This window comes from Paludisphaera sp. (genome assembly GCF_037189885.1).
Taxonomy (GTDB): Bacteria; Planctomycetota; Planctomycetia; order Isosphaerales; family Isosphaeraceae; genus Paludisphaera.
This window is the reverse complement of sequence record NZ_JBBCIR010000055.1, coordinates 15,015-39,821: the sequence shown is the minus strand read 5'-3', so window position 1 is coordinate 39,821 and position 24,807 is coordinate 15,015. Positions and strand designations below refer to the sequence as shown.

24 protein-coding genes are annotated in these 24,807 nt (G+C 71.8%); 11 read left to right on the top strand and 13 right to left on the bottom strand.

Features of this window, described 5'->3' with window-relative positions; translation table 11 throughout:
* From WG209_RS16495 to WG209_RS16470, 6 genes are all read right to left on the bottom strand, one after another.
* Positions 1-551 (bottom strand): SWIM zinc finger family protein (locus tag WG209_RS16495; protein WP_337176167.1); only part of this gene is annotated, 551 nt, incomplete at its 3' end.
* Between the two features lie 112 nt (positions 552-663).
* Positions 664-3,216 (bottom strand): DNA topoisomerase (ATP-hydrolyzing) subunit B, encoded by a 2,553-nt coding sequence (gene gyrB / locus WG209_RS16490; protein WP_337176166.1) that lies wholly within the window; start codon positions 3,214-3,216, stop codon positions 664-666.
* Positions 3,217-3,315: 99 nt separating this feature from the next.
* On the bottom strand, positions 3,316-4,113 hold the full coding sequence (locus WG209_RS16485; protein ID WP_337176165.1) for a Uma2 family endonuclease: 798 nt from the start codon (positions 4,111-4,113) through the stop codon (positions 3,316-3,318).
* 74 nt (positions 4,114-4,187) lie between these two features.
* Entirely contained in the window at positions 4,188-4,508 is a 321-nt protein-coding gene (locus WG209_RS16480) for a DUF721 domain-containing protein (protein ID WP_337176164.1), read from the bottom strand.
* Between the two features lie 89 nt (positions 4,509-4,597).
* Positions 4,598-5,713, bottom strand: coding sequence for a DNA polymerase III subunit beta (gene dnaN, locus WG209_RS16475; protein ID WP_337176163.1), 1,116 nt, complete (start codon positions 5,711-5,713; stop codon positions 4,598-4,600).
* A gap of 968 nt (positions 5,714-6,681) precedes the next feature.
* The gene (locus tag WG209_RS16470; protein WP_337176162.1) at positions 6,682-8,187 is read right to left on the bottom strand and encodes a rhamnulokinase family protein; all 1,506 of its coding nucleotides are present in this window, start codon (positions 8,185-8,187) and stop codon (positions 6,682-6,684) included.
* Positions 8,188-8,391: 204 nt separating this feature from the next.
* On the opposite strand from WG209_RS16470, the gene WG209_RS16465 reads away from it, so the two are divergent.
* Positions 8,392-8,937, top strand: a complete 546-nt coding sequence (locus WG209_RS16465; RefSeq protein ID WP_337176161.1) for a hypothetical protein — start codon at positions 8,392-8,394, stop codon at positions 8,935-8,937.
* 33 nt (positions 8,938-8,970) lie between these two features.
* Here WG209_RS16465 and WG209_RS16460 read toward each other — a convergent pair whose 3' ends face one another.
* Positions 8,971-9,438: a hypothetical protein gene (locus tag WG209_RS16460; protein WP_337176160.1), complete on the bottom strand. Its 468-nt coding sequence runs from the start codon at positions 9,436-9,438 to the stop codon at positions 8,971-8,973.
* Between the two features lie 164 nt (positions 9,439-9,602).
* Here WG209_RS16460 and WG209_RS16455 point away from each other — a divergent pair, with 164 nt between their 5' ends.
* Positions 9,603-9,959, top strand: coding sequence for a hypothetical protein (locus tag WG209_RS16455; protein WP_337176159.1), 357 nt, complete (start codon positions 9,603-9,605; stop codon positions 9,957-9,959).
* 135 nt (positions 9,960-10,094) lie between these two features.
* Positions 10,095-12,227 carry a sigma-70 family RNA polymerase sigma factor gene (locus WG209_RS16450; RefSeq protein ID WP_337176158.1) on the top strand — a complete coding sequence of 711 codons (2,133 nt, stop codon included), beginning with the start codon at positions 10,095-10,097 and terminating at the stop codon, positions 12,225-12,227.
* A gap of 10 nt (positions 12,228-12,237) precedes the next feature.
* Here the strand turns inward: WG209_RS16450 and WG209_RS16445 are convergent, their stop codons facing one another.
* The gene (locus WG209_RS16445; RefSeq protein ID WP_337176157.1) at positions 12,238-13,095 is read right to left on the bottom strand and encodes a metallophosphoesterase; all 858 of its coding nucleotides are present in this window, start codon (positions 13,093-13,095) and stop codon (positions 12,238-12,240) included.
* 176 nt (positions 13,096-13,271) lie between these two features.
* Between WG209_RS16445 and larE the strand changes: the two genes are divergently transcribed.
* The 4 genes from larE to WG209_RS16425 all read left to right on the top strand — a co-directional run bounded on the left by larE (position 13,272) and on the right by WG209_RS16425 (position 17,122).
* Entirely contained in the window at positions 13,272-14,189 is a 918-nt protein-coding gene (gene larE, locus WG209_RS16440; protein ID WP_337176156.1) for an ATP-dependent sacrificial sulfur transferase LarE, read from the top strand.
* Positions 14,190-14,245: 56 nt separating this feature from the next.
* On the top strand, positions 14,246-14,869 hold the full coding sequence (locus WG209_RS16435) for a hypothetical protein (RefSeq protein WP_337176155.1): 624 nt from the start codon (positions 14,246-14,248) through the stop codon (positions 14,867-14,869).
* 76 nt (positions 14,870-14,945) lie between these two features.
* The gene (locus WG209_RS16430; RefSeq protein WP_337176154.1) at positions 14,946-15,287 is read left to right on the top strand and encodes a transcription initiation protein; all 342 of its coding nucleotides are present in this window, start codon (positions 14,946-14,948) and stop codon (positions 15,285-15,287) included.
* 404 nt (positions 15,288-15,691) lie between these two features.
* Positions 15,692-17,122 carry an L-serine ammonia-lyase gene (locus tag WG209_RS16425; protein WP_337176153.1) on the top strand — a complete coding sequence of 477 codons (1,431 nt, stop codon included), beginning with the start codon at positions 15,692-15,694 and terminating at the stop codon, positions 17,120-17,122.
* 21 nt (positions 17,123-17,143) lie between these two features.
* On the opposite strand, the gene WG209_RS16420 is transcribed toward WG209_RS16425, so the two are convergent.
* From WG209_RS16420 to WG209_RS16405, 4 genes are all read right to left on the bottom strand, one after another.
* A complete protein-coding gene (locus WG209_RS16420) occupies positions 17,144-17,617 on the bottom strand; it encodes a hypothetical protein (protein WP_337176152.1) in 474 nt (157 codons plus the stop codon).
* A 76-nt stretch (positions 17,618-17,693) separates the two neighbouring features.
* The gene (locus WG209_RS16415; protein WP_337176151.1) at positions 17,694-18,827 is read right to left on the bottom strand and encodes a DUF1559 domain-containing protein; all 1,134 of its coding nucleotides are present in this window, start codon (positions 18,825-18,827) and stop codon (positions 17,694-17,696) included.
* 389 nt (positions 18,828-19,216) lie between these two features.
* The gene (locus tag WG209_RS16410; RefSeq protein ID WP_337176150.1) at positions 19,217-19,864 is read right to left on the bottom strand and encodes an HdeD family acid-resistance protein; all 648 of its coding nucleotides are present in this window, start codon (positions 19,862-19,864) and stop codon (positions 19,217-19,219) included.
* A 65-nt stretch (positions 19,865-19,929) separates the two neighbouring features.
* Positions 19,930-20,538: a hypothetical protein gene (locus tag WG209_RS16405; protein WP_337176149.1), complete on the bottom strand. Its 609-nt coding sequence runs from the start codon at positions 20,536-20,538 to the stop codon at positions 19,930-19,932.
* Positions 20,539-20,901: 363 nt separating this feature from the next.
* On the opposite strand from WG209_RS16405, the gene surE reads away from it, so the two are divergent.
* The 4 genes from surE (at position 20,902) to WG209_RS16385 (ending at position 23,868) form a co-directional block, all read left to right on the top strand.
* Positions 20,902-21,663 (top strand): 5'/3'-nucleotidase SurE, encoded by a 762-nt coding sequence (gene surE / locus WG209_RS16400; protein WP_337176148.1) that lies wholly within the window; start codon positions 20,902-20,904, stop codon positions 21,661-21,663.
* A 128-nt stretch (positions 21,664-21,791) separates the two neighbouring features.
* Positions 21,792-22,214, top strand: coding sequence for a cupin domain-containing protein (locus WG209_RS16395; RefSeq protein WP_337176147.1), 423 nt, complete (start codon positions 21,792-21,794; stop codon positions 22,212-22,214).
* Positions 22,215-22,241: 27 nt separating this feature from the next.
* Positions 22,242-23,087, top strand: a complete 846-nt coding sequence (sigJ, locus tag WG209_RS16390) for an RNA polymerase sigma factor SigJ (protein ID WP_337176146.1) — start codon at positions 22,242-22,244, stop codon at positions 23,085-23,087.
* A 25-nt stretch (positions 23,088-23,112) separates the two neighbouring features.
* Positions 23,113-23,868, top strand: a complete 756-nt coding sequence (locus WG209_RS16385) for an SDR family oxidoreductase (protein ID WP_337176145.1) — start codon at positions 23,113-23,115, stop codon at positions 23,866-23,868.
* Positions 23,869-24,012: 144 nt separating this feature from the next.
* On the opposite strand, the gene WG209_RS16380 is transcribed toward WG209_RS16385, so the two are convergent.
* Complete coding sequence (locus WG209_RS16380) at positions 24,013-24,552, bottom strand: hypothetical protein (protein ID WP_337176144.1); 540 nt, start codon at positions 24,550-24,552, stop codon at positions 24,013-24,015.
* Positions 24,553-24,807: the final 255 nt, after the last annotated feature.

Genomic DNA, 24,807 nt, shown 5'->3' with positions numbered 1-24,807 from the left:
GCCTTGTTGCGCTCCTTGGGGTTGCGCCCGCGCGTGGGGCGCTGGGAGGGGCCCTGGGGGGGCTTGGGGGCGCCGATGATCACGTCGCGGCCGTAGTCGGGGTTCGGCCCCGCGGGCCCGTCGTAGGGGGCCGGGGCGGGGCGGGGGCGGTCGCCCAGCAGCAGGTCGGAGGCGTCGATCGCCGCCGCGGGGGGCCCGCCGGGGGCCGGGGCCGCCGCGCCGGCGCGGCGGGAGGGCTCGGCGACGAGCCGGACGGCCATGTTCTGCGGCGACTGCAGGAACCCCCGCGAGTCCGCCAGCAGGAGCGTGGCCCACAGGTGCTTGCAGGGCTCCCCCAGCGGGCCGAAGTAGGGGCACGAGCACGTCGCCAGCAGCCGCGCCCCGCGCAGGCGGGCGCGGACGCGGTACTTGGTGGTCCCGCGCACCCGGGCGACGACCTCGTTGGGCTTCGCCGACATCAGGCTGACGCGACCCTTGGTGAAGTACGACTGGCCCCGCGAGCGCACGGCCTCGCTGAAGTTCCTGGCGACTTTCTGGGCGATCCCCATCATCGATTCCCACCCCGGGGCGCATCGGCCGGGGGGCCGAACAGCCCCCGGGGGGATGCTCCCTCCTCGGCTTGGATCACAGGCTCTCATCCTCCCGCGCCGGCGCCGCGCGCCGTCAGACGTCGAGGTTCTTGGCCTCGAGCGCGTGCTTCTCGATGAACTCCCGGCGCGGCCCGACCTCGTCGCCCATCAGGGTCGAGAAGAGGTCGTTGGCGGCGGCGGCGTCCTCCAGGCGGACCTGCAGCAGCGTGCGCCTGGTCGGGTCCATCGTGGTCTCCCAGAGCTGCTCGGCGTCCATCTCGCCGAGGCCCTTGAAGCGGGTGATCTTGATCCCCTTCTCGCCCAGCTTCCGCACCGTCGGCGCCAGCGACCGCAGGTCCAAGAGCGGGTGCTCCTCGCCGTCGCGGCGGAGGATGAACCGCGGGGGCGGCTCGTCGCCGGTGACCTCGCGGGCCAGCAGCGTGTCGGCGCGCAGGCCGTAATCGTCGCGGAGCCGGGCGAGGTTCTTGTTCAGGGCCCGGACCTCCAGGAACTCGTGGACCCGGCGGGAGGGGGGGTCGCCGCCGCCCGCCGCCTCGGCCTCGGCCGACTCCTCGGCCGTCGCCGGGTGGGCCTCCTCGTACTCCTCCTGCGACCAGTACGGCGTCTCCGCGCCGTGCTCGTCCTCCACGAGGTACAGGGGCAGGAGCCCGGCGCGGGGGTCGGCCTTGGGGTCGGTGGCGGGGTGGGCGCGGGCGAGGAACTCCCGCAGCGAGCGGTTCCGCCGGCCGAAGGCCCGCAGGCCCCCCTCGATCGCGATCCCCAGGTCGACCAGCGCCTTGAGGCGGTCCCCCGCGATCGCGCCCGGGACCGACTCCGGCCCCTCGCCCTCGGCCGGGGCGGGGGCGCCGGCGGGGACCAGGACCGCGTCGGCCAGGCCGGCGGACATGAGGATCGCCTGCATCTGCTCCTCGGTGTGGACGTACCGCCGGCCCTTCTTGCCGCCGGAGAGCATGTACAGCGGGGGCTGGGCCACGTACAGGTGCCCCTGGGCCACCAGCTGGGGCATCTGGCGGTAGAAGAACGTCATCAGCAGCGTCCGGATGTGCGAGCCGTCGACGTCGGCGTCGCTCATCATCACCACCTTGCCGTAGCGGCGGCGGGACGGATCCTCCTCCTCGCCGATGCCGTTGCCGACGGCGGTGATGATGTTGCGCACCTCCTCGTTGCCCAGCACGCGGTCGAGCCGGGCCCGCTCCACGTTGAGGATCTTGCCCCGCAGCGGCAGGATCGCCTGGTACATCCGGTCGCGGCCCCCCTCGGCGGTGCCGCCGGCGGAGTCGCCCTCGACGAGGAACAGCTCGCTGGCGTCCTGGTCGCGGCTCGTGCAATCGAACAGCTTGCCCGGCAGCCCGCCGCCGGAGAGGACCCCCTTGCGGTTGCGGACCAGCTCCCGCGCCTTCCGCGCCGCCTCGCGCGCCTCGGCGGCGAGTTGCGCCTTGGCGACGATCCGCTTGGCCGCGGCGGGGTTGTTCTCCAGGTACTCCGCCAGCTTCTCGTTCACGACCCGCGTCACGATCCCCTCGACCTCGCTGTTGCCCAGCTTGGTCTTGGTCTGCCCCTCGAACTGCGGGTCGGGGACGCGGACGCTGACGATGGCGGTGAGGCCCTCCTTGAAGTCCTCCCCGGTGATCGTCAGGTCCTTCTTGCTCGCCGGCGCGGCGGCCTTGGCGTACTGGTTCAGCGTCCGCGTGAGCGCGGCGCGGAAGCCGGTCAGGTGGCTCCCCCCCTCGACTGTGTTGATGTTGTTGCAGTACGAGACGACCATCTCGCTGATCGAGTCGTTGTACTGCATCGCCACGTCGACCTCGACGGCCCGCTCGTCGTCGCGGCCGGCGAGGAGCACCGGCTGGTGGAACGGCGTCTGCGCGCGGTTGAGGTAGGCGACGAACTCGGCGAGCCCCTCGGACGAGAAGAACTCGTCGGACCGGGGCTCGTCGCCGCGCTCGTCGGTCAGGCGGATCCGCACGCCGCGGTTCAGGAAGGCCAGCTCGCGGAGCCGCTTCTCCAGGACATCGTAGGAAAACTCGATGTTGGCGAAGATGGACGCGTCGGGCAGGAACCGGATGGTGGTGCCGGTGGACTTGGCGGGGCCGCGCGCCTTCACCGGGCCCATCGCCACGCCCTGCTCGTACTGCTGGGCCCAGACCTGGCCGTCGCGGCGGACCTCGGCCTCCAGCCACTCCGACAGGGCGTTGACGACCGTCACGCCGACGCCGTGGAGGCCGCCGGAGACCTTGTAGGTGTCGTGGTCGAACTTGCCCCCCGCGTGGACCTTGGTGAGCACGATCTCCAGCGTGCTCTTGCCCGAGGCGTGAGCGTCGACCGGGATGCCGCGGCCGTCGTCGACGATCGACGCCGAGCCGTCGGCGTGGAGCGTCACCGCGATGTTGCGGCAGTGGCCCGCCATCGCCTCGTCGATCGAGTTGTCCACCACCTCGTACACCAGGTGGTGCAGGCCCCGGGCCGAGGTGTCGCCGATGTACATGCCCGGGCGCTTGCGGACCGCCTCGATCCCCTCCAGCACGCGGATGTTGGCGCCCGTGTAGGAGCCGTCCCCCCCGGCCGCCGCGCCGTCCGCGGTCACGATCTCGCTCGCGTCGACGTCAACGTTCTTGGTCAAATCCATCGCGGCGGTTCCTCGATTCGTCCTGTCCCTTGGTGGTGCTTCCTCGTCGCGTCCTTGCGGTGTGACTCGTTCGCGCCCTCGATATCGATCGGCCGGCCGTCAATCGGCCCGCCCCTCCAGCTCGCGCAGCCGCGCCTCCAGCTCCTCGGCCCGCAGCCGCGCGGCCCGGGCCTCATGCTCGGCCGCCTCCGCCCGCCGGCGCTCGGCCTCGGCGCGCCCTCGCTCGGCCTCGGCCCTCGCCTCGGCGGCCTCGGCGCGGCGGCGTTCGGCCACCTTCTGGCGGCGTTCCTCCAGCTTGCGACGACGCTCCGCCGCCGCCTCCTCGCGCGCCTCCAGGGGGGTGCTGAACGGCGAGCCGTCGGGGTGGTAAATCGTCAGGCCCTCGGGCCCTTCCGGCTCGAACCGGATGCCCAGCCGGGGGCTGGTCCAGCCCGCCGTCTCCTCGATCGCGGCCAGCCGGCCGTCGCGCCGGATCCAGCCTTGCAGCGTCCGGGAGTCGGGGTCGAAGAAGTAGTATTCCTCCACCCCCCGCTCGTCGTAGAACCGGAACTTGCGCTCCATCTCGGGGTCGCGGTTGCCCGGCGAGCGGACCTCGAAGACGACGGTCGGCGGCACGCCCGCTTCCCGCCACTGCATGTACGACCCGCGTTCCCCCTTGGGACGGCCGAAGGCGACCATGGCGTCCGGGGCGGTGCGGACCTCGGGCGCCCCTTCCTGGGCGTACCACAGGAGGTTGCCGGCGACGAAGACGTCGGGGCGGTCGCGGAAGAGGAATTGCAGGCCCTCGACGATCGTGCATATCCAGCGGAATTGGATCGTGTTGTCCGACATCGGCTCGCCGTCGTCGTCGGGGTACAGGAGGGCGTCGTCGATTTCCCGCGCGATGGAAGTCTTCATGGTCCGGCCTCCTCTCCCGGCTCGGGGCCCGCGAAACGGCGGTCGGCCGCCCGGCGGCGGCTCGCGGCCTTCGATCAATCGTCCACCCGGCCGATCCGGAACCGCAGGTCGGAGATCCGGGCGTCGGGGCACGCCTCGCGCAAGGCCCGCAGCAGTTCGGGCTTGCGGTAGGCGGACAGCTCTTCCAGCAGCGCGGGGTGGTCGACGGTGATGGTCAGGGCCCCGCGCCGGACGTCCCCGAGCCTGGTCCGGGCCCGGTGGGCGTCCCCGACGGCGGCGTCCCACGCGGCTTGCAGCTCCAGCGTCGCGTGCAGCCGGCCGTATCCGCGGAGGGCGAACAGTTCGCCGAGCACGTCGGACAGGGGCTTGGGACCGCGCGGGTCGGGGTTGGGCATGCGGGTGCGGCGTCCTGGGTCGGGGGTCCGGGCCGTCCTCCGGGCCCGGGCTCGCGGCGCGACTTCGGCCGGCTCGGCCGGCCTCGTCCTCAGCGCTCGCGGGTCAGCGGCATCACGACGTAGGCGTACTGATCCGGGGTCTTGAACACGGCGGCGTTGCGGGCGTCGATCAGCTCGGCGGTGATCTCGGCGTCGTCGTCCAGGGTCTTCAGGGCGTCCAGCAGGTAGCGGGGGTCGAAGGTGATCTCGACGGCCTTCCCCTCGTAGTCCAGCGGCATGTCGACCTGGGCCGAGCCGACGTCGGCCGCCTGGCTGGAGAGCTTCAGGGCCCCGGGTCCGAACTGGAAGTCGACGCCGCGGCTCTCGTCGCTGGTGACGATCGACGCCTGCTCCACCGCCAGGCGCAGCGGGCCGACGGCCATCGGCACCTTGGTCTCCACGCTCGTGGGGAAGACGTCCTGGTAGCGCGGGAACCTCCCCTCCACCAGCCGGGTGTAGATCACGGCGCCCTCGGTCCGCACCAGGGCCGTCGCCGGCTGGAGGCTCAGGTGGACCAGCAGGTCGTCGTCGACGAGGTTGCGCTCGATCAGCTTCAGGGCCTTCACCGGGATCACGGGGGTCCCGGAGGGCGCCGGCGGGTCGTTCTCGGACTGGGCCCCGGCGGACATCTTGGCCAGCCGGCGGCCGTCGGTGCCGATCATGGCGATCCCGTCGGGCTTCAGCTCCACGAGGACCCCGCCCAGGGCGTAGCGGGCACTCTCCAGGTCGGTCGCGAAGATCGTGCGGCGGATCAGCTTCTTGAGGTCGCCGGCGAGGATCACGTGGTACTGGTCGGCCCCGAAGTCCGGCACCTCGGGGTAGAGGGACGGGTCTTCCAGCGGCAGCTTGAAGCTGGACCGCGCCCCGCGCACCAGGAGGTGCTCGTCGCCGGTCTCCAGCAGGAGTTCCTCGTCGCCGCTGGTCCGCAGGATCGGGCCGATCTTCTGCGTGGGGAGGATGGCCGAGCCCGCCTGCTCCACCTTGACCCCGAGCACCCTATGCCGGATGCCCACCTCCAGGTCGGTCCCCATCAGGACCGAGCCCTCCTCGTCGTCCACCACGAGCTTGACGTTCTGGAGGATCGGCTTGGGGCTCCGCGCGGGCACGACGCCGCTGACCATGTTGAATGCGGTGAGCAATCCTTCGCGGTTGCACAGGGCCCTCATGCGCGTGCCTCGCTCTGGCTGGCTGGGACGTTCGCCGACGTCGCTTCGGTCGACCCCGGTCGTTCTCGACGGGCCGAAAGGGGGGGACTGGCCCGCGCCGCCGGGCGTGGGGCCTCGGCCGCGAAGTCGGGCGGGTCGGGGGGACTGGGGCCGGGCCGCCCGCGTCCGCTCCCCATCATCTGGAATCGGAGATCCACTCCCGGTCCATCATACCACGACCGAGGCCGCGGCGAAGCCCCGCGCGACGGGATTCCCGGGATACGGCCGGACGACCCACCGGCCCATCCGGGTCGACGGGCGACCCGCCTCGCCCCCGAGGGGTTCGGGCCGGCTCGTCTCCGGTCTTCATGAGTTAAACAGGAACACCGCCGCAGTAATCATAGGACGGCGGCCGCGCTGTGGATAACTTCGAGGTCAACCCGCGAAGTGCAGCATACCAAAAGACTTACCCCGCCGCAACGCCGAACCCGCGCCGTTCACAACCCGGTCAATGGCGCGGTGGAGGCCCCGCGCGCATCGGTTCGCGGCGGTGTGGAGGACGCCCACGCCGCGTCCCTCCCTGTCGATCCCCCCTCGGACGACGCGCCCCTTCGGCGCGAGTTATCCACAGGTCGTCCACGGCCTTCGCGCGGGGAACCTTGCGGATCGCGGGGTCTATATGGCGCGGCCGCGATGGGCGCGATGCTTCCCCGGGCCGCGCCGGATTTCGGATCGGCCATCATGACGGCCTTCCCCTTCGCGGGGGAAGGTGGCTCGGAGGGCCTCATGGGGGAGGCCGGCGGGATCCCAGGCCGGCCGAGCGGGCCTTCGATCGCTCTTGCGGCCCCGCGTCGGTCGTCCCCGAGCGTTTCAGGGCGCGATCGCCGGCTAACCGTGGAGACCGATGCGCGAGGAAGAGGGCAGGGCGCTCGCGAGGGGGGGGCGACCGACGCGCTCGTCGCGGGCGGTCCCCCCCTCGCTTCGCGGGCTCACGACCGGACCAGCTCCTGGAAGCGGCCGTTGGCGTCGTCCCAGGCGTGGGGGTCGCGGGGCTCGTAGACGTTGACGGGGAACGAGCGGGCGACGATGGAGCGGAGGTCCTTCAGCGAGCCGATCCGGCCGCGGCCCATCGCCTGCATCAGGATGTTGCCGATCGCCGTGGCCTCGACGGGGCCGGCGTGGACCGGCCGGCCGCAGGCGTCGGCGGCGAACTGGCAGAGCAGCGTGTTCTTCGAGCCGCCGCCGACGATGTGGATCGTCTTGATCTCGGTCCCGACGATCGCCTCCAGCCGCTCGATCGCCCAGCGATACTTCAGCGCCAGGCTCTCCAGGCAGGTGCGGATCAGCGCGCCTTCGGATTCCGGCGCCGGCTGGCCGGTCTTCTGGCAGTAGGCGACGATCCGCGCGGGCATGTCGCCGTGGGGGAGGAACGAGGGGTCGTCCGGGTCGATCAGCGGGCCGAACGGGGCCGAAGACATGGCCATCGCCATGAGCTGCTCGTAGCTCATGTCGTTGCCGGCCCGCGCCCACGTCCGGCGCGACTCCTGCACGAGCCACAGGCCCATGATGTTCTTCAGGAGCCGCGTGGTCCCCAGCACGCCCCCCTCGTTCGTGAAGTTGTACCGATACGTATCCTCGTTGATGACGGGGCGGGGGACCTCCACGCCCAGGAGCGACCACGTCCCGGAGCTGAGGTAGCACCAGTCCGGCGGCGAGTCGGTCCCGACGGTCTTGCTGGCGGTCGGCACGGCGACGACCGCGCTGGCGGTGTCGTGCGTCGGCGGGGCAATCACCGCGACGGGCTTCGACAGCCCGACCTCCTCCGCCACGCTGCCGCGCAGCATCCCCAGCTCGCTGCCGGGATCGATCAGGTCCGGGAGGATCGCGCGCGGCAGCCCGAGCGCCCCGCAGATCTCGTCCGACCACGTCCCGGTGCGGGGGTCGAGGAGCTGGGTGGTGGACGAGTCGGTGCGCTCGGCGGCGCGGACGCCGGTGAGGAGCCAGCCGAGGACGTCGGGGACCATCAGCATCGTCTCGGCGACGTCCAGCAGGGGCGAGCCGGCCGTCTTCAGCGCCAGGAGCTGGTAGACGGTGTTGAACGGCAGGAACTGGAGGCCGGTGATCTCGTAGATCCGCTCCTTGGAGATCTTCGAGAAGGCGGCGTCGAGCATGCCGTCGGTGCGGGGGTCGCGGTAGTGGACGGGGTTGCCCAGCAGGGTGTCGTTGCGGCCGATCAGCCCGAAGTCGACGCCCCAGGTGTCCACGCCGACGGCGTCGAGGGCCGCCTTGCCGGCGACGGTCTTGCGGATGGCCTCCTTCATCTCGTCGAAGAGGCGCGGGAGGTCCCAGTAGAGGGTGTCCAGCATCTTGACGGGGCCGTTGGGGAACCGGTGGATCTCCTCCAGGCCGAGCCGCCCTCCGTCGAACCGCCCGAGCATGCCGCGCCCGCTCTCGGCGCCCAGGTCGAGCGCCAGGTAATCGGTCGTCTTCGCCATCGTTCTGTTCTTTCCTCGCGGGCGCGCCGAAATGATCCGGGCCCGTCGCCGTTGCGGCGCGGGCACTCTCGCACGGCCCGATCATAAGCCCCGGCGGCGCCTCCCTCAAGCGGAAGACCGGCCGGCGATTGCGGCGGCTCCCCCGGCGCGGTAGGTTGCGGACGACCTCCGGACCGGCCCGATCGACCGCCGAGGACCGTCCCCATGGCCCGCAAGCGCGCCACCCCGAAGCCCCCCGCCGACGTCCCCGCCGTCCCGTCCGCGGGGGGCATCCCCGACGCCCTCCCGGGGGAGGTGGCCGGGCTCGCGTCGCTGATCGGCTCCATCCGGACGAGGCGGGTGGTCCTGTTGCGTTCCCACGTCGTCGCCGACCCCGACGCGCCGGCGTTCGGCGTCGCGGGGACGGTGGGCCTGGAGCCCCCGGAAAGCGTGCACGACTTCGACCCGAGGACGGGCGTGTTGCGGGTCGTCTGCCACTGCCGGCTATCGGCGTCCGGGGCGCCGACCAAGGGGAAGGGGAAGGGTCGGAAGGAGGAAGCCGGCGCCCCCTTGCTGATCGTGGAGGCCACGTTCCTGCTCGAATTCGACGTCGCCCCCGAGGTCGTCGCCCGGATCGACGACGCCCTGCTCGACGTCTTCAGCGGCGTCGCCGTCTCCCAGGCGTGGCCCTACTGGCGCGAATTCGTCCGCGACGCCTCCACCCGCGCCGGCCTCCCAGTCATCGACGTCCCGTTCGAAGTCGAGTTCTGACGCGGCCCCTGCGCTTGGCGCGGACGGGCGCGATCAGCGGACGTCGATCGTGATCGGCTTCGAGCGCTCCTTGGTAATCTTCTGGCCGCGGGCGCCTCCGCCGATCGTCGCCACCGTGAGGTCGAATTTCCCGGTTTGCTTCGGGGCCTTGATCTTGAAGCGAAACTTGTAGGCGTCGTCCTTGAACTGGTACACGCCGTGCTCATTCTCGTCGTCGCCGAGGCGAAGACCTTGGGACCCGTGCTGGACCTTTTGCTCGCCCTGGCTGGCGAACATGGCGACGACGACGGCTGGCGCCTCCTCGTCGGGGCCGACCTTGACGGTCCCCTCCACGGACATCATCGCTTCCCGGAGCACCGCCGAGTCGGCCTTGGGCTCGGCCACGGCGATGTTCTTCGAATCGGTCCGAATCACGATGTCGTCGTCATCGGCACCGGCGGGCCCGGACACGAAAGCCAGGCAAGCGATCAGGGCGAGTCGCAACGACCCCGTCGAACTCATGGTCAAGTCTCCTCGGCGCCGACATGGGGGGATGTTCGTGGCGTCTCGATATTCATCCTACCGCGCCTTGCCCCGTCGAAAACCACGCGGGACGATGAGCCTTCCTTCCGCCCTCGTGGGGCTGAACAGGAGTCAGGCTTCATGCAACTCAGGACACGCCAGATATGTCCGAGCCGGAGATGATCCCGCCGCCGCGCGAGGCGGATGATCCCGCGGGCGTCGCCCCTCCGCGGCCTGGCGAGATGGCCGCCAACTTCGACGGGTTCATCGCCCTCCTGCTGATCGCGCTGTTCCTGGGATTCAGCCGGTCGCTCGGCGCGCCACGACGTGTCACGGGCGACTTCCTGTTCGAGTCGATCGCCATGCTCCTGGTCTATTCGGGCGCCTGGCTGTTCGCCATCGGCGGCATGCGTCGCGGCGCGGGGGCGAACAGGGGGGCGGCGATCGCATCCCTGATGCTGCTGTCGGCGAGCGTGGCGTACATCGTGGCCGTCATTTTCCGCTCCTCGCGCCCGTTGTAAAACAGTCGTCGCGGCCGAACCGGGAGGGCGGGGCCATGGCGCCGACGCCCGGCGCGGGCCGGATCTTGCCGCCCCTGAATGCGCCGGGGCATCCCGCGGCACTATGGGGGACGAACGAACCGGGAGGGCGGCGGGATGAAGAGGGGCGGACGAGGCGGGTGGATCGGCTCCATCCAGGCGCTGTACGACGAAGGGACCCTCGCGGGGCTCGGCGACGCCGAGTTGCTGGGGGCGTTCCTCGGGCGGGGCGATGCGTCGAGGGGGGCGTTCGAGGCCATCGTGGCGCGGCACGCGGCGATGGTGCTGGACGTCTGCCGGGCGGCCGCCGGGTCGGAGGCCGACGCGGAGGACGCGTTCCAGGCGACGTTCCTGGTCCTGGCGTGCCGCGCGTCGAGCGTCCGGGACCGCGCGTCGCTCGGGCCCTGGCTGTTCGGCGTCGCCCGGCGGCTGGCCGCGAGGGCCAGGGCCGACGCCGCGCGGCGTCGGGCCTCCGAGCGTCGCGCGGCCGGGCTCCGGCCGGCGTCGTCCGGGCCGACCGAGCCCGACGACGCCGTGGCGATGCTGATGGAGGAGGTCGACCGCCTCCCCGCGCGCTATCGCGACCCGGTGGTCCTCTGCCAACTCCAGGGCCTGACCTACGAGGCCGCCGCGCGTCAGCTGGGCTGCCCGCTGGGGACGCTCAGCATCCGGCTCCGTCGGGCCAAGGAGCGGCTGCGGCGGAACCTGGAAGGCCGGGGCGTCGGCGGGGCCTGGGCCCTCGCGCGCGTCGCCGATCCGGCCGTCCCGAAGGCCCTCGCCTCCTCGGCCGCCCGCCTGGGATCGCTCGTCGCGCCGACCCTCGGGGCCGGCGTCCCGGCCCCCATCATGTCGCTGACGCGAGGAGCCCTCACGACCATGAAGATCCGACGTCTCGCCCGCTTTTCCATCGCCTTCCTGGCCCTGGCCGCCGGCGCCTGGGGATGGAACGCCGTCGCCTCGCACGACGAGCCGCCGCCCGCGACGGAGAAACGCCCCGCCCGATATCAGGTGACGGGGAGGGTCGTTGATGAAGACGGCCGGCCGGCGGCCGGGGCGCTGGTCCAGGCGCTGACGCGCGACCCGGCGACCGGCAAGCCGGCGATCAAGTCGGCCAGATCGGGCGCCGACGGGATGTACGCCCTGGACCTACCTCCCGGGCACGTCGGCTCCGTCTCGTTCGTCTCGCCGCCCGGGTGCTGGCGCCCGAACACGCCGACCCTCGCCGCGCTGCCCATGTACCTCTCGAACGACCGGCCCACGATCCGCGCGGACTACAAGGTCGAGCGGGGCATGGCCTGGGATTTCCTCCTCTCCCAGGGCGGTCGTCCGCCCGACCGGGGGGGCGTCGGCTCGGAACCATTTCCGGACCTTCAAACCTCCGCCTATGTCGAATCCGACGCCGACGGCCTGGCGCGGCTGGGAATCCCGCGGGATCGGCGAGAAGCCAAGCTGCTCGCGAGTTCCGTCGGATCGCAATGGCGAAGCGTCCCGTGCTCGATCCGCTGGGACGAGGGCTTCCGACCCGAGGCCGTCCGGAGCGTCGCGAGGCTGGACGGCACGCTCGATCGCTTCTGGGTCACCGACGCCGACGGCCGCTCGGCCATGCTGGAAGCCGCCCCCGACGGGCGGTTCCGGCCGGAGATCGACGGCGGCCGGCTCGTGATCCGCGTCGACCTGCCCGAGGTAAAGGAGACATTGCCGGCCGTCGAAGGGTCGATCGTCGACCGTGACGGGAAGCCGATCGCCGGGGCCCGCGTCGAGGCCGCGTACACCCGCGACCTGACCACGCAAGTGGGCGAGGGGGACGCCTTCGCCACGACGACCGACTCCCGGGGGCGATACCGCCTGGACCGCCTTCCCGCCAGCGTCTGGGGCAGGAAGCCCACGTCGATCCGCCTGGTCGTGACGAAGGACGGCTTCAGCGGGATCGACTCCGACCCGATCCCCGTCGAGGGTGCCGCCGGGCCGATCGCCGTCCCGTCGATCGTCCTGGAGCCGGGATGCTCGGTGACGGGCGTGGTCCTGGGCCCCGACGGACGCCCCCTGGAAGGGGCCGAGGTCGAGCCGGGCCACGCCTTCTCCGCGCGGGCCCGCGTGACCTGGACCGACGCCGAGGGCCGGTTCACGGCCGTCGGGCTCCCCGAGGGGCCGGCCCGGCTCGACGTCCGCTTCGGCACCCTGAACGCGACCGTCGAAACCGCCGCCGAGCGCGACCCCCGGCCGATCGAGGTCCGGCTCCAGGGGCGATGAGGCCGTCGCCTCAAACGAGCGTCAGCAGGACGATCTCGGGCCGGCAGTAGAAGCGGACGGGGGGGCCGCTGGTGCCGACGCCGCGGCCGACGAAGACGGGATAGGCCGGGGCTTGCGCCAGGCCGCCGGCGTACTTGCGGCCGAACCGGGAGGGGAGGACCATCGCGCCGACGCCCGGCACGACCACCTGGCCGCCGTGGGTGTGGCCGCTGAGCATCAGCGAGACGCGCGGGTCGCGGGCGTGCTCGGCGTAGTCCGGGTTGTGCGAGACGACGATCGCCGCGTCCCCCTCGCGGGCGTCCTCCAGGGCGAGCGCGAGGTCCGGGCTCTCGGTCCAGAGGTCCCCCACGCCGGCGATCCGCAGGCGGTCGCCGCCTCGACGCAGCCAGACGCCGCGGTCGGTGATCAACTCCAGCCCGGCGCGGTCCAGCTCGGCCCGGCAGACGCCGCCCCCTTCCCAGTTGTCGTGGTTCCCCAGCACGGCGAACCGGCCCAGCGGGGCCCTGAGCCTCCCCATCGCCTCGCAGACCGGGCCGATATACCGCCTGTGATACGAGACGTAGTCGCCCCCCAGCAGGACGAGGTCCGGCCGCAGCGAGTTCGTCCAGTCGATCGCCCGGTTGATGTAGTCGAGCCCGACGTAAGGCCCGTGGTGCAGATCGCTGAGGAAGGCGACCGACAGGCCCCGGAACGACGCCGGCAGTCGGGGGACCGCGATCGTCCGGCGCGTGAGCCGGCACCACTTCGCCTCCAGCAGCGGGTACGCCCCCCCCGCGAGGGTCGCCCCCGCCGCGCCCAGGGCGGCGCGCCGCCAGAATCGCCGCCGCGTGACCCGGACTCCCGCCTTCGGATTCGGCTCGTCGTCCATGCGTTCCCGCCCCTCGTCGCCGGGGAGACCTCGACCCATCCATTGTCGGGAATCGTAAAGGCGCGGCAAGTGGCGTCGCGCGGTCGCGGCGCGAAGCCTTGAGAGGCGGGGCGGGGGGCCCTACAATTCATGTCCCCGCGGTGGGGATTCTCGACCGATCACTACGGAGGCGAGCCATGGGCACGACCACGACCACGACTACCGGGATCGTCGACGCGCCCGCCGGGGGGGCTTCCGGCTTCGACCCGGGGCTGGCCGCGAAGCGCGACGCCCTGATCGCCGTGATCCGCGGCTACGGGAGGACGGCCGTCGCCTATTCCGGCGGGGTCGACAGCGCCGTGGTCGCCAGGGCGGCCCGCGAGGCGCTCGGGGACGACGCGGTCGCCGTGACGGCCGTCTCCCAGAGCCTGGCGTCGGGCGAGCTGGAGGAGGCCGAGGCGATGGCCCGGAAGATCGGCATCCGGCATCGCGTGATCCGCACCGAGGAGTTCGCCGACCCGAACTACGTCCGCAACGCCCCCGACCGCTGCTACTTCTGCAAGAGCGAGCTGTACGGCCGGCTGGCCGGCATGATGGGCGAGCTGGGGGTCGACGCGATCGCCTCGGGCGCGAACCTGGACGACGCCGGCGACCACCGCCCCGGCATGAAGGCGGCCGGCGAGAAGGGCGTGCGCCACCCGCTCCAGGAGGCCGGGCTGGGCAAGGCCGACGTCCGGGCGCTGGCGCTGGCGTGGGGCCTCCCCGCCTGGGACAAGCCGGCCGCCCCCTGCCTCTCCAGCCGGATCGCCTACGGGGTGGAGGTCTCGCCGGAGCGCGTCGGCATGGTCGACCGCGCCGAGGCGTGGCTCCGCGGCCGCGGCCTGCGGCTGCTCCGCGTGCGCTACCACGAGGGGGACATGGCCCGGATCGAAATCCCGGCCGAGGACTTCCCCAGGCTCGCGGCCGACCCGATCCGGTCCGAGCTGGTGGCCGCCTTCCGCGGCTTCGGCTTCAAGTTCGTCACGCTCGATCTGGAAGGCTTCCGGTCCGGGAGCCTCAACGACCTGATCCCCCCCGACCAGCTCCTGGGACGCAAGCCCGCCGCGAAGGCGTGACCCCGACGGCCGGCGCGGAGGACCCTCTCGCCTCCCCTCGCGGGAGGAGGGATGTTATGCTCGCCCGTCGGTGTGTTTTATTAAGCAAGCGCGGCGCGATGGACGGGGGGGCGGCGATGGCCCGGGTGACGTGCCGGTGCGGCGAGGCGATCGAGGTGGACCGCGAGGGGGGGCCCGAGCGGGTCGTCTGCCCGCGATGCAACGCGCGGATCCGCGTCCGACGGGCCGAGGTCGGCGGCGGCGACGGCCTGATCCGATTCCATTGCCCCTGCGGGCGTCGGCTGAAGGTCCGCGCGGCGGAGCGGCCCGAGGCCGGACGGTGCCCGGACTGCGGCCGGGTCGTCCCCGTCCCCCAGGGGGCGCTAGCGTCGGCCGCGTCGTCGACCGGGCCCGGCGCGGGGGGGTCGAACATCGCGTTCGACGGCGACGGCCAGCGCACCGCCGAGCTGGACGCCGACGACATCGCCCGCCTCAAGCGCTGGGCGGCGCGGCACGGCGTCGTCTCCGAGGAGGACGCCTCGTCGGCCGTCCCGCCGCCGATCCCCTCCGAGTCCTCGTATTCGCCCCCACCGGCCCTCCGGGTCGAGGCCGGCCTGCGCGTCTGCCCCCGCTGCGGACGCCCGCTCCACATGAGCGCCGTCACCTGCCGAGCCTGCGGCGCGCCGACGCCGAAGGGGTGAGGCATGACTGCCCCGCCCGTGGTCCGCGACCAGGCCGGGAAACCAGTCCCGATATCCAGGTTAGAGAAAGTCGATCATGGCGAAGTATCTCATCTCATTCCCCAGCGCCGCGATGAAGGTGCCCGGCGGCGAGCTGGAGGCGGTGGGTCGGGACGCCCATGCCGTGATACGCGACGCGAAGGAAGCGGGCGTCTACGTTTTCGGCGGTGGTATCGATGAATCGGTGCCGCCCGTCCTGGTCTCGGCCGATGGGTCGGTCGCCGAGGGAGGCTACCCGTGGGCGCCCGCGCTCAATGGTGGATTCACCGTCCTTGAACTGCCTTCGAGCAAGGAGGCCGTCGCGTGGGCCGCGCGTATCGCGAAAGCGTGTCGCTGCGATCAGGAGCTTCGAGTATTCGGGTTCGACCCGGAGTCGTGAGGCCGGCCTGTCGGTCCGCTCGCCTTGGCTGGTCAAGGACCGTCGAAAAATCCGAAAGCCTGGCCGGATCGCGGCGCTATGATTGGTCACGAGGCCGGTCGGCCTCGCGGCGGGTCCTTTCATCCCTTCGCATTCGAGAGCCGGATCAATCCGGGAGGTCGAATCGCGCTTCCTGGCGCTTCAAGTGCGTGGGCGGGGGAAGTGGGGGATCTCGGCATCGAGACCGGGCTCATCGCCGATGCCCTTGAGCATCGGCGCCCGGGGACGCCCGGCGACGAGCACGCGAGGGTCGAGGCGCCAGGCCGGGCACCGCTCTCCGCGTCCAGGGATATCGAGGCGGGCGAGCCACGATCAACGGCCGGGTCGGGCTCCGGTAGGCGGGCTGGCTCACGGAGAGGGGCGCGATGGGCTTCATCAGCAGCTTCGACATGTTCAAGATCGGCCTCGGCCCGTCCAGCTCGCACACCATGGGGCCGTGGACGGCGGCGCGACGTTTCCTGGAGGCGCTCCGGGGCGACGGGGAGCTGGACCGCGTCGCGCGGGTGCGGGTCGACCTGTTCGGCTCGCTGGCGAAGACGGGCAAGGGGCACGGGACCGACCTGGCGGTGATCCTCGGCCTGTGCGACTGGGACGCGACCACCTGCGACCCCTCCGCGCTTCATCCGATGGTCGAGAAGATCCGCGCTGAGGGGAGCCTCCCCCTGGGCGGCGACCGGCCGATCCGGTTCGAGGAGGGGGACGTCGCGTTCCATTACGACGAGTCTCTGCCGTTCCACCCCAACGCCCTGACCTTCACCGCGACGCTCGACGACGGGTCGACGCGCGCGGAGACTTACTACTCCGTCGGCGGCGGCTTCGTCGTCCAGGAGGACGAGGGGCCCGCGTCGGACGTCCCCGGGCCCGTCATCCCCCACCCGGTCGAGACGGCGGCCGACCTCCTCGCCGCCTGTCGCGAGGCCGGGCTAACGATCCCCGAGGTCGTCATGCGCAACGAGCGGGTCGTCCGCGACGAGGCCGAGGTCCGCGAGGGCCTGGCGCGGATCTGGGACGTGATGCGCGAGTCGGCGTTCCGCGGGGCGCATTCCGACGCGGAGTTCCTGCCCGGCGGGCTGAAGGTCGTCCGCCGCGCGCCCAGGCTCAACCGGACGCTGCTGGGGGGCCGCGCCGAGGCGGCCTCGCGCGACCCCGACGCCTGGGTCGCGGCGATCCGCGAGTCCGGCGACGATTTCCACGCTTCGCTGAACTGGCTGTCCTGCTTCGCCCTGGCGGTCAACGAGGAGAACGCGGCGTTCGGCCGGGTGGTCACCGCGCCGACCAACGGCGCGGCGGGGGTGATCCCGGCCGTGCTGCTGCACCGGATGGCCTACCATCCCGGCGGCGAGGAGGCCGTCGAGCCGTTCCTGCTCACCGCCGCGGTCGTCGGCGTCCTGTTCAAGAAGCGGGCGACGATCTCCGCCGCGATGGGGGGCTGCCAGGCGGAGATCGGCGTCTCCAGCGCGATGGCCGCGGCGGGGTTGACGCAGACGCTCGGCGGCACGCCCGAGCAGGCGCTGATGGCGGCGGAAATCGCCATGGAGCACCACCTGGGGCTCACCTGCGACCCCATCGGCGGGCTGGTGCAGGTCCCGTGCATCGAGCGCAACACCATGGGCGCGGTCAAGGCCGTGACCGCCGCCCAGCTCGCCATGGAAGGGGACCCGGCGCGGGCCAAGGTGAGCCTGGACGCCGTGATCCGGACGATGTGGCAGACCGCCCTGGACATGAACTCCAAGTACAAGGAGACGTCCGAAGGCGGCCTGGCCCTGCAAATCCCGGTCAACGTGATCGAGTGCTGACCGGGAGCGAGCGGGGGATCATCAGGGGGCGGGGGCCGTGGCCATCTCGTCCAGCTTGGCGACGATGGCCTCGCGGTCCTTCGCCTCCAGCTTGGAATCCTCGGCGATGGCGGCGGCCATCCGCTTGAAGACCTCGGCCGTGGGGTGCGACCGGATGCGCCTGGCCTTGATCTCGATGTCGTCCAGCACGTCGTCGAGCGTCTGGGACTCCCCCTTCTTGGTCTGAACCTTGGACTCGCCCTTGGACGCCGGCTCGGGGACGAAGCCGGGGGCGGCCTTGGTCTTGGCGGGGGCGGTCCGCTTCTTCTCGGCCGTCCTGGCGGACGGGGAGAGCGTGTTGACGCGGAAGGCCAACTCCTCGGCGAGCGACTCGGGCGTGTACTCGACGGAGGCGTCGAACGCGGGCTCGGAGCCGCAGCCGGGGGCGAGCCAGGCGGCCGTCAGCACGAGGGCGGCGGCCAGGCCGGAGGCGAGCAGGCGATGGGGGCGGGGCACGGAAGCTCTCCGGGAGGGGTCGAAGGGCGAGGGGGCGACGGGCCTCTCGCCCGCCGCCCCCCGGGAGGCCGATCGATCAGTAGGCGTCGGACGAGACGATCTCGCCCTTGTTGCGCGTCCCCAACGCCCACCAGGCCGGCAGGCTGACCGAGTCCTTGATGAACCGGACCGAGCCGTCCATGAACGAGACGTTCACGCCGCCGGGGTGATTGCTGGAGGGGTTCATGGCGCTGTCCCCCTCCTGGCACTGGATCGTGGCGGTGTTGTAGGTGTGGACGTTGGGCATGTTGGGGGGCAGGACGTGGGCGTAGACGTGCCGCTCCCAGCCGTCGGAGTACGCCCAGGTCAGGCCCTTGTAGTAGCTCCACTCCTGCCAGTTGATCACGCCGGCGCGGGCGTCCTGCACCACGGCCAGGACGCCGACGTTGGCCTGCTGCACCAGCGCGGAGTTCGTGTAGTTCAGGTTCCGCCGGGGGTCGCGATGCCTCCCCGAGCCGTCGTTCACCAGCGACTCGCTGAGGCAGGCGGTGTTCGAGGTGCCGTCGGTGATGCTCGCCAGCGGGACGGAGATGTTCGCCGTCGCGGCCGACCCGGCCGAGCTGCAAGGCCCCTGGGCGGTGTACATCCGGGTCATCGAGATGATGCCCGAGAGCGCCGGGGGCGAGCCCGCGGGGTAGGGCGTGTCGCCCGGCATCAGGATGTTCCGCGGGTGGCCGGAGTTGGCCACGTAGTTGAAGTTGCCCGGCTGATACGCGATGTTGCCCGCGCCCGACCCGGTGTTGATCACGCCGTCGGACGGGCAGAGGAACGACGACACCGCCGCCCGGATCACCGTGTTCTCCGTCGGGTTCGGGCCCATCAGCGGCCCGGAGTACACCCACTGGTCGGTGTAGATCATGTTCAGGTTGTTGTACATCGCCGTCTGCTCGACGAACGGCAGGATCGAGGCGTACCACGAGTGGCAGCCGGTGTAGCCGGCGCCCCCCTCGGCGGCGTGGCGATACTGGTGCATGGGCGTGGTGTTGTTCACGTCCATGTAGTTCGCGAAGCCCAGGCTCAGCTGCTTCAGGTTGTTGGTGCACTGCATCCGGCGGGCGGCCTCGCGGGCGGCCTGCACGGCGGGGAGCAAGAGCGCGATCAGCACGGCGATGATCGCGATCACCACCAGAAGCTCGATGAGCGTGAAGGCGCGACGTTTCACGACGTTCATGGGTCTCTCCGGCGACGGTCTCGGATGAAGATGGAGGAGGCGGGATCAATTCTGGACGTCGGACCGACGGGAGCATCTTCGTTCGATCGGGGCGAACCTTGGAGTTCGCGCCGGGTTTCGGGACGATCCCCGGACCTCCGGCCGCGCCGGGGGCGCGAAGTCCGAAGGGATTCGGGGTAGAACGTCTGGACGAGCCACCGCGTCGTGCCGTCCATGGACGACGACCTCGGCCGGTCGTCGAGTCGTGGCGCCCGTGGAGAGGACGTCGAACGAGATGATATCGACTCGGCGCGCGGGACGCAATCGCCCGCGCGAAGGAGGACGGTCGGGCCAAGTCAAGGGGGGAGGGGCCGACGGCCGATTTCCGCCGCGCGGGTGGACCCCGGGATTCAGGCGGGCGACGCCCCGGCGGAGCCGCCGCGATGGTGGCCCAGGCGTCGCACGCGCAGGGCCAGCATGATCCAGGTCCAGCCGGTGAAGATCATGTCGATCCCCACGAACAGGCCGACGACGGCCAGGCTGGCGGCGGAGGGCCATTCCAGCCAGATCATCAGCCCCAGCGCCAGCTCCAGCAGGCCGCCGGCGAACACCCAGCCCCATTGCGGGAACTGATACCAGAGCGAGGCGATCGTCCGGAAGGCCCCCCCCACCAGCAGCATCGCGGCCAGGAGGAGCGTGAGGGCCAGCATGGCGTCGACCGGGCGATTGAGGAACAGCACGCCCAGCACCGCGTAGAGCACGCCCATCAGCAGGACGAGGAAGAAGCCGCTCCAATCGCGGGTCCAGAAGGCGCCGACGAACTGGACGACGCCCCCGACGATGAGGGTGATCCCCAGCGCCAGGGCGGTCGCCAGGGTGGCCACCAGCGGCAGGCAGATGGCGGCGACGCCGATGACGAGCATGACGAGCCCGAGGGCCAGCAGCCAGCCCCAGCGCCCCCGGATCGCCTCCAGCTCGTGCCTCAGCTCGCGCGGGAGCCTCCGGGCGGCGACGTGGGGCATCCTCGGGTCCGTCGTCGTCTGGGCATCGGGGATCATGGACGCCTCGGATCGATGGGGGGAGGGTTGGCCGCGTCGGACTCGGCGCGGCGTCACCGTCCCGATCAGGCAAATTTCGCGCCCCGGCGACGCCTGGCGGCGGTCCCCGCCAGGCCGAGCGCGGCCAGGCCGGCCATCGCCAGCGCCGGGGGCTCTCCGACCGCCGCGGGGGGGGCGGCCGAGGCCAGCTCGACGTTGAGCACCACGCGCGTCCCCGCGTTGTACGAACGGCCCATCCAGTCGATCGCGATGGCGGAGTCGTTGAAGGTGAGGTTGGCGGCCGTCAGCCCGGTCATGGTGGTCGCCGCGTCGATCGTCACGCCGATGATCGTCGGCGCCCCGTCGAACGACAGGAGGTTGCCGCTGCGGATCCACAGCCCGTCCAGGTTCAGCGACGGGACCGACGTCGACCACGTCCCGGAGGCGACGGTGGTCCGGAAGTCGTAGATGATCTGGGTGGCGGTGACGGTGACGTCGAAGGTGTTGAACGTCCGGGCGTGGGCCCGGCCGTCGGCCGTGAAGACGCTCGCCGCGCCCGACTTCTTGCCGTAGGCGTAGTACTGGGACGTGACCTCGCCCCCGATCATCCCCGCCGAGGCCGGCGCCGTCGCCGCCAGGAACCCCATCATCGCGATCGCCGCCGTCGCCGCCATCCGTCGCCCGAGTCCGCCCATCGTGGTGTCGCTCCTTGAAGTCGTGCCGCGGGTCCGTTCCGGCTCCCGACCGTCAATTCACGGCCGCATGCCTCCATTGCAACCCTAGGGCGCGAATCGAGGACGCGCGAACTCCAGGAACTTTTTTTGGCGAGCGGCGGGGCGGGCCGACGCGATGGACGCCCCAAGAAGGCGGCGCGGGGGCTCGCGGGGCGGTCGCCCGCGGCCCCTCCGCCCGCCGGGCTCGCGTCAAAACCGAAAGGCTCGCCCCTCCCCGGCCGGTCGTTGACGGGGCCGGACGGGGGCCGGTACGATCGGCGAGGGATGGAGTCCCGGGCCCCTTTCGCGCCGAGGCCGACCCCCTGGAAAGGATCGAAGCCGATAATGCATATCCTCCTGACGAACGACGACGGCGTCTTCGCCCCGGGGCTCCGGGCGTTGCGCAAGGAGTTGATGAAGCTGGGGGACGTCACCGTGGCGGCCCCCGCCGTGGAGCAGAGCGGCGTGGCCCACACGATCACGCTGTGGAGCCCGCTGGTGGTCAAGCAGGTCGAGGACGACGACGGCTCGAACCTGGGCTGGTCCATCGAGGGCTCGCCGGCCGACAGCGTGAAGCTGGCCATCTGCGAGCTGATGCGCCGCCCCCCGGACCTGATCGTCTCGGGGATCAACCACGGGGCGAACGCCGGGATCAACGTCCTCTACTCGGGGACCGTCGCCGCGGCGATCGAGGGGGCGTTCTTCAAGATCACCAGCGTCGCCGTCTCGCTGGAACTCTCCGAGCACTTCGACTTCCCCCACGCCGCCGCCCAGGCGCGGCGGGTGATCGAGCGCGTCCTGGCCAGCAAGCCGGCCGACGGGTCGCTGTTCAACGTGAACCTACCCGCCCGCTCGCGAGGCGAGGCGAAGGGGGTGAAGGTGGTCCCCATGGGCCTGGGCCGCCACGGCGAGGGCTTCGAGCGCCGGCAGGATCCCCGCGGCCGGACCTACTACTGGATGACCTACACCCCCCCGCGCGAGGTCCCCGGCCCGGAGACCGACGTCACCGCCCTGGCCGACGGCTACATCGCCGTCACCCCGCTGCACTTCGACATGACCCGCCACGACCGGCTCCAGGAGGTCGCGAGCTGGGACTGGGGGGGCTGATCGCCGGCGGCGCGGCGAGGAAAATCCCCGCCGCCCGTCACGAAACGACCCCTCCCGATCGTCCTTGGGTCCGAAGGCCGGGACGTGCCCGGCCATGCCCGTCGGGAGCGTAGTCGGGAGGGGAAGCCATGAGGCGAGCAGCGCTGGCGATGGTCGTCGGGGTCGCGCTAGGGGTGGCGGGCGCGATCGCGGCCGTGCACGACGAAGATCACGAGTCGGTGAAGACCCTGGCGGCGCGGGAGATCGTCGAGAAGCTCGACGGCGAGGAGACGACGGCGACGGCCGTCGAGGTGACGATCGAGCCCGGCAAGGCGGGCGTCCCCCATCGCCACCCGGGCCCCGGGTTCGGCTACGTCCTGGAGGGGGAGTATGAGTGGGGCGTCGACGACGGCCCCACCAAGATCCTCAAGGCGGGGGACACGTTCTACGAGCCGGCCGGCTGCCTGCATCGAGTCTCCAGGAATCCGGGGCGCGTGAAGACCCGGCTGCTGGCGTGGGTGCTCCACCCGCGCGGGGCGAAGGAGATCGCCATCCCCGAGACGGACAGGTGACCTCGGCCCCGCCCGCGCGAGGACGCCATGATCGACGACGTGATCGCCATGCGGCCGCGGATGCTGTCCGTCGCGTACCGGATGCTCGGGAGCATCGCGGACGCCGAGGACGCCGTGCAGGACGCCTTCGTGCGGTATCACACCGCCGGCGGGGTCTCCTCCCCGGAAGGCTTCCTGATCCGCGCCACGACGCGCCTGTGCATCGACCGGCTGCGGCGGAGAAGACGGCGCGAGTACGTCGGCCCCTGGGTGCCCGAGCCGGTGGAGACCCGGGGGGCCGCCCGGGGCGACGCCCTGGCCGAATCGCTATCCCAGGCGTTCCTGCTCCTGCTGGAGCGACTGACGCCGCAAGAACGGGCGGCTTTCCTCCTCCGCGCGGTCTTCGACTACGAGTATGAGGAGATCGGCGAGGTCCTCGGCAAGAGCGAGGCGGCCGTCCGCAAGCTGATGAGCCGGTCGCGCGCCCGGCTCGGATTCGACGACGACCATCGATTCCCGGCGACCCGGGCGCGGGCGGAGGGGCTGGCGGATCGGTTCGTGGCCGCCTGCCGGGCGGGCGACGTGAAGGCGGTCGAGGCCATGCTCGCCGAGGACGCCGAGGTTCATTCCGACGGCGGCGGCAAGGCGTCCGCGGCCCGGGTCGTGGTCCGCGGCCGCGACAGGGCGGCGCGCTTCCTGGCCGGCGCGTTCCGCAAGCCCTGGCTGCGCGAAGTCGGCCCGGCTTCGGTCAACGGCGAGCCCGGCCTGGTGTTCCGGTCCGACGGCGCGGTCGTGGCGGTGCTGTCGCTGCGGATCGAGAGGGACGTGCGCGCGGTGTACTTCACCCTCAACCCGGACAAGCTGGCCCGCTGGGCGGCGGCCGAGGTCGAGTGACTCGAACCACGAGGGAGCATCAACCATGAAGGTCGTCGTGATCGGCGGGAGCGGGCTCATCGGGAAGAAGCTGGTGGGGGATCTCGAGCGGCTCGGCCATGAGGCGGTCGCGGCGTCGCCGTCGTCGGGCGTCAACTCCGTGACCGGGGAGGGGCTGGCGGAGGCGCTGACCGGCGCGGACGTGGTCGTGGACGTGTCGAACGCCCCGACCTGGGCGGACGACGCGGTGAGGGCGTTCTTCGACGCCTCCACGCGGAACCTGCTCGCGTCGGAGAAGGCCGCCGGCGTCGGGCACCACGTCGCGCTGTCGATCGTCGGGGCCGATCGGCTGCCGGAAAGCGGGTACATGCGGGCCAAGGTCGCGCAGGAGGGGCTCATCCGGTCCGGCGGGGTGCCGTACACGATCGTCAGGGCCACCCAGTTCTTCGAGTTCGTGGGCGGGATCGCCCAGTCGGCCGCCGAGGGAGACGTGATCCGCCTGCCGCCGGCGCTCATGCGGCCCATCGCGGCGGATGACGTCGCGGGCGCGCTGGCCGGCGTCGCGGCCGCGGATCCGCTCAATCGCACGGTCGAGCTGGCCGGCCCGGAGCCTATCCGGCAGGATGACTTCGTCCGGCGCTATCTGGCGGCGAGGGACGATCCTCGGGAGGTCGTCACGGACCCCGAGGCCCGCTATTTCGGCACCGAGCTGGACGACCGGAGCCTCACCCCCGGCGAGGGGCCGATGCTCGGGGCGACGCGGTTCGACGACTGGCTCGGCCAGCCCGCCGCGCGGGGGTGACGGCCGAGCGATCCCGACGTCGGTCGCTCCGACGCGACCCGCCTCGTTGATGTGATCCCGCGCGGGGCACGGACGGGGCGGGCCCCCGACGCCATCGGTCCCCGGGGCGCGCCGATCGGCGGACGCCCCGGAGGATCGGGAGATTCAGCCCGCGCGACGCCTCCGCGCCCCGAACGCCAGCCCGGCCATCGCGGCCGAGGCGGCCAGCGCGATCGAGGACGGCTCGGGGATCACGGCCGTGCCGGCGACGACCGAGCCCGAGACCACTTCGCGCCGCGGGATGGGGTTCACGTCGCCGGCCTGTTCGAAGCTGTCGAACTGGCCGATCAGGATCGGGGCGCCGGTCGCCGTGAGGCCGCCGTCGAAGGTCAGCTGGAGGATCCGGTCGGCGCTCGCCGTCGACAGCACCAGGATGAAAGGCAGCGAGGTGGAGCCGCTCCCGACCGTGGCCGTGGTGTAGTTGAACCCGGGGATCGTGCCGTCCGACGTCGTGAGATTGAAGTCGAGCAGGCTGTCCAGGGCGTCGTTGGTCGTGAACGTGCCGGTAACCAAGGTGCCGTCGTCGAGGGTCACGCCCGACAGCGTGAACATGAGGTCCGCCCTCGTCTCCGAGGCCCCGAAGGCCAGGGCCGTCAGGACGACCGCCGCGAAACCTCGCCACCATCCCTTGAGCGCGCCAGTCATGTCAGGATGCTCCGTCGAAGGGGCCTGGACGGGCGCGGCGACGGAATGCGAACGCAACACTCCGGCCACGCCTTTCATTCAACTGCCTCTGTCGCACGACTACAGCCGATGCGTATCGGTCATGTCAATCGTATTTTTGTCCACTTTGTGCATCCGAGCGTGGTCCCTTCGGAACGCGGATGTTTCGCCGAAGCCACATCCGAGGCCGGCGGGGTGGGTTCCGTTCGATCCCGACGCGCGCGGACGCGGGCCGTT

Excerpts from the sequence above, each read along its gene's own strand:
- WG209_RS16465 (WP_337176161.1), top strand. The coding sequence starts at position 8,392 with ATGGCCCGCAAGCGCGCCACCCCGAAGCCCCCCGCCGACGTCCCCGCC.
- WG209_RS16460 (WP_337176160.1), bottom strand. The coding sequence starts at position 9,438 with ATGAGTTCGACGGGGTCGTTGCGACTCGCCCTGATCGCTTGCCTGGCT.
- dnaN (WP_337176163.1), bottom strand. The coding sequence starts at position 5,713 with ATGAGGGCCCTGTGCAACCGCGAAGGATTGCTCACCGCATTCAACATG.
- WG209_RS16405 (WP_337176149.1), bottom strand. The coding sequence starts at position 20,538 with ATGGGCGGACTCGGGCGACGGATGGCGGCGACGGCGGCGATCGCGATG.
- WG209_RS16470 (WP_337176162.1), bottom strand. The coding sequence starts at position 8,187 with ATGGCGAAGACGACCGATTACCTGGCGCTCGACCTGGGCGCCGAGAGC.
- sigJ (WP_337176146.1), top strand. The coding sequence starts at position 22,242 with ATGATCGACGACGTGATCGCCATGCGGCCGCGGATGCTGTCCGTCGCG.
- WG209_RS16380 (WP_337176144.1), bottom strand. The coding sequence starts at position 24,552 with ATGACTGGCGCGCTCAAGGGATGGTGGCGAGGTTTCGCGGCGGTCGTC.
- WG209_RS16435 (WP_337176155.1), top strand. The coding sequence starts at position 14,246 with ATGCTCGCCCGTCGGTGTGTTTTATTAAGCAAGCGCGGCGCGATGGAC.
- WG209_RS16385 (WP_337176145.1), top strand. The coding sequence starts at position 23,113 with ATGAAGGTCGTCGTGATCGGCGGGAGCGGGCTCATCGGGAAGAAGCTG.
- WG209_RS16480 (WP_337176164.1), bottom strand. The coding sequence starts at position 4,508 with ATGCCCAACCCCGACCCGCGCGGTCCCAAGCCCCTGTCCGACGTGCTC.
- surE (WP_337176148.1), top strand. The coding sequence starts at position 20,902 with ATGCATATCCTCCTGACGAACGACGACGGCGTCTTCGCCCCGGGGCTC.
- WG209_RS16455 (WP_337176159.1), top strand. The coding sequence starts at position 9,603 with ATGTCCGAGCCGGAGATGATCCCGCCGCCGCGCGAGGCGGATGATCCC.
- WG209_RS16485 (WP_337176165.1), bottom strand. The coding sequence starts at position 4,113 with ATGAAGACTTCCATCGCGCGGGAAATCGACGACGCCCTCCTGTACCCC.
- larE (WP_337176156.1), top strand. The coding sequence starts at position 13,272 with ATGGGCACGACCACGACCACGACTACCGGGATCGTCGACGCGCCCGCC.
- WG209_RS16410 (WP_337176150.1), bottom strand. The coding sequence starts at position 19,864 with ATGATCCCCGATGCCCAGACGACGACGGACCCGAGGATGCCCCACGTC.
- WG209_RS16395 (WP_337176147.1), top strand. The coding sequence starts at position 21,792 with ATGAGGCGAGCAGCGCTGGCGATGGTCGTCGGGGTCGCGCTAGGGGTG.
- WG209_RS16425 (WP_337176153.1), top strand. The coding sequence starts at position 15,692 with ATGGGCTTCATCAGCAGCTTCGACATGTTCAAGATCGGCCTCGGCCCG.
- WG209_RS16450 (WP_337176158.1), top strand. The coding sequence starts at position 10,095 with ATGAAGAGGGGCGGACGAGGCGGGTGGATCGGCTCCATCCAGGCGCTG.
- WG209_RS16415 (WP_337176151.1), bottom strand. The coding sequence starts at position 18,827 with ATGAACGTCGTGAAACGTCGCGCCTTCACGCTCATCGAGCTTCTGGTG.
- WG209_RS16445 (WP_337176157.1), bottom strand. The coding sequence starts at position 13,095 with ATGGACGACGAGCCGAATCCGAAGGCGGGAGTCCGGGTCACGCGGCGG.
- WG209_RS16430 (WP_337176154.1), top strand. The coding sequence starts at position 14,946 with ATGGCGAAGTATCTCATCTCATTCCCCAGCGCCGCGATGAAGGTGCCC.
- gyrB (WP_337176166.1), bottom strand. The coding sequence starts at position 3,216 with ATGGATTTGACCAAGAACGTTGACGTCGACGCGAGCGAGATCGTGACC.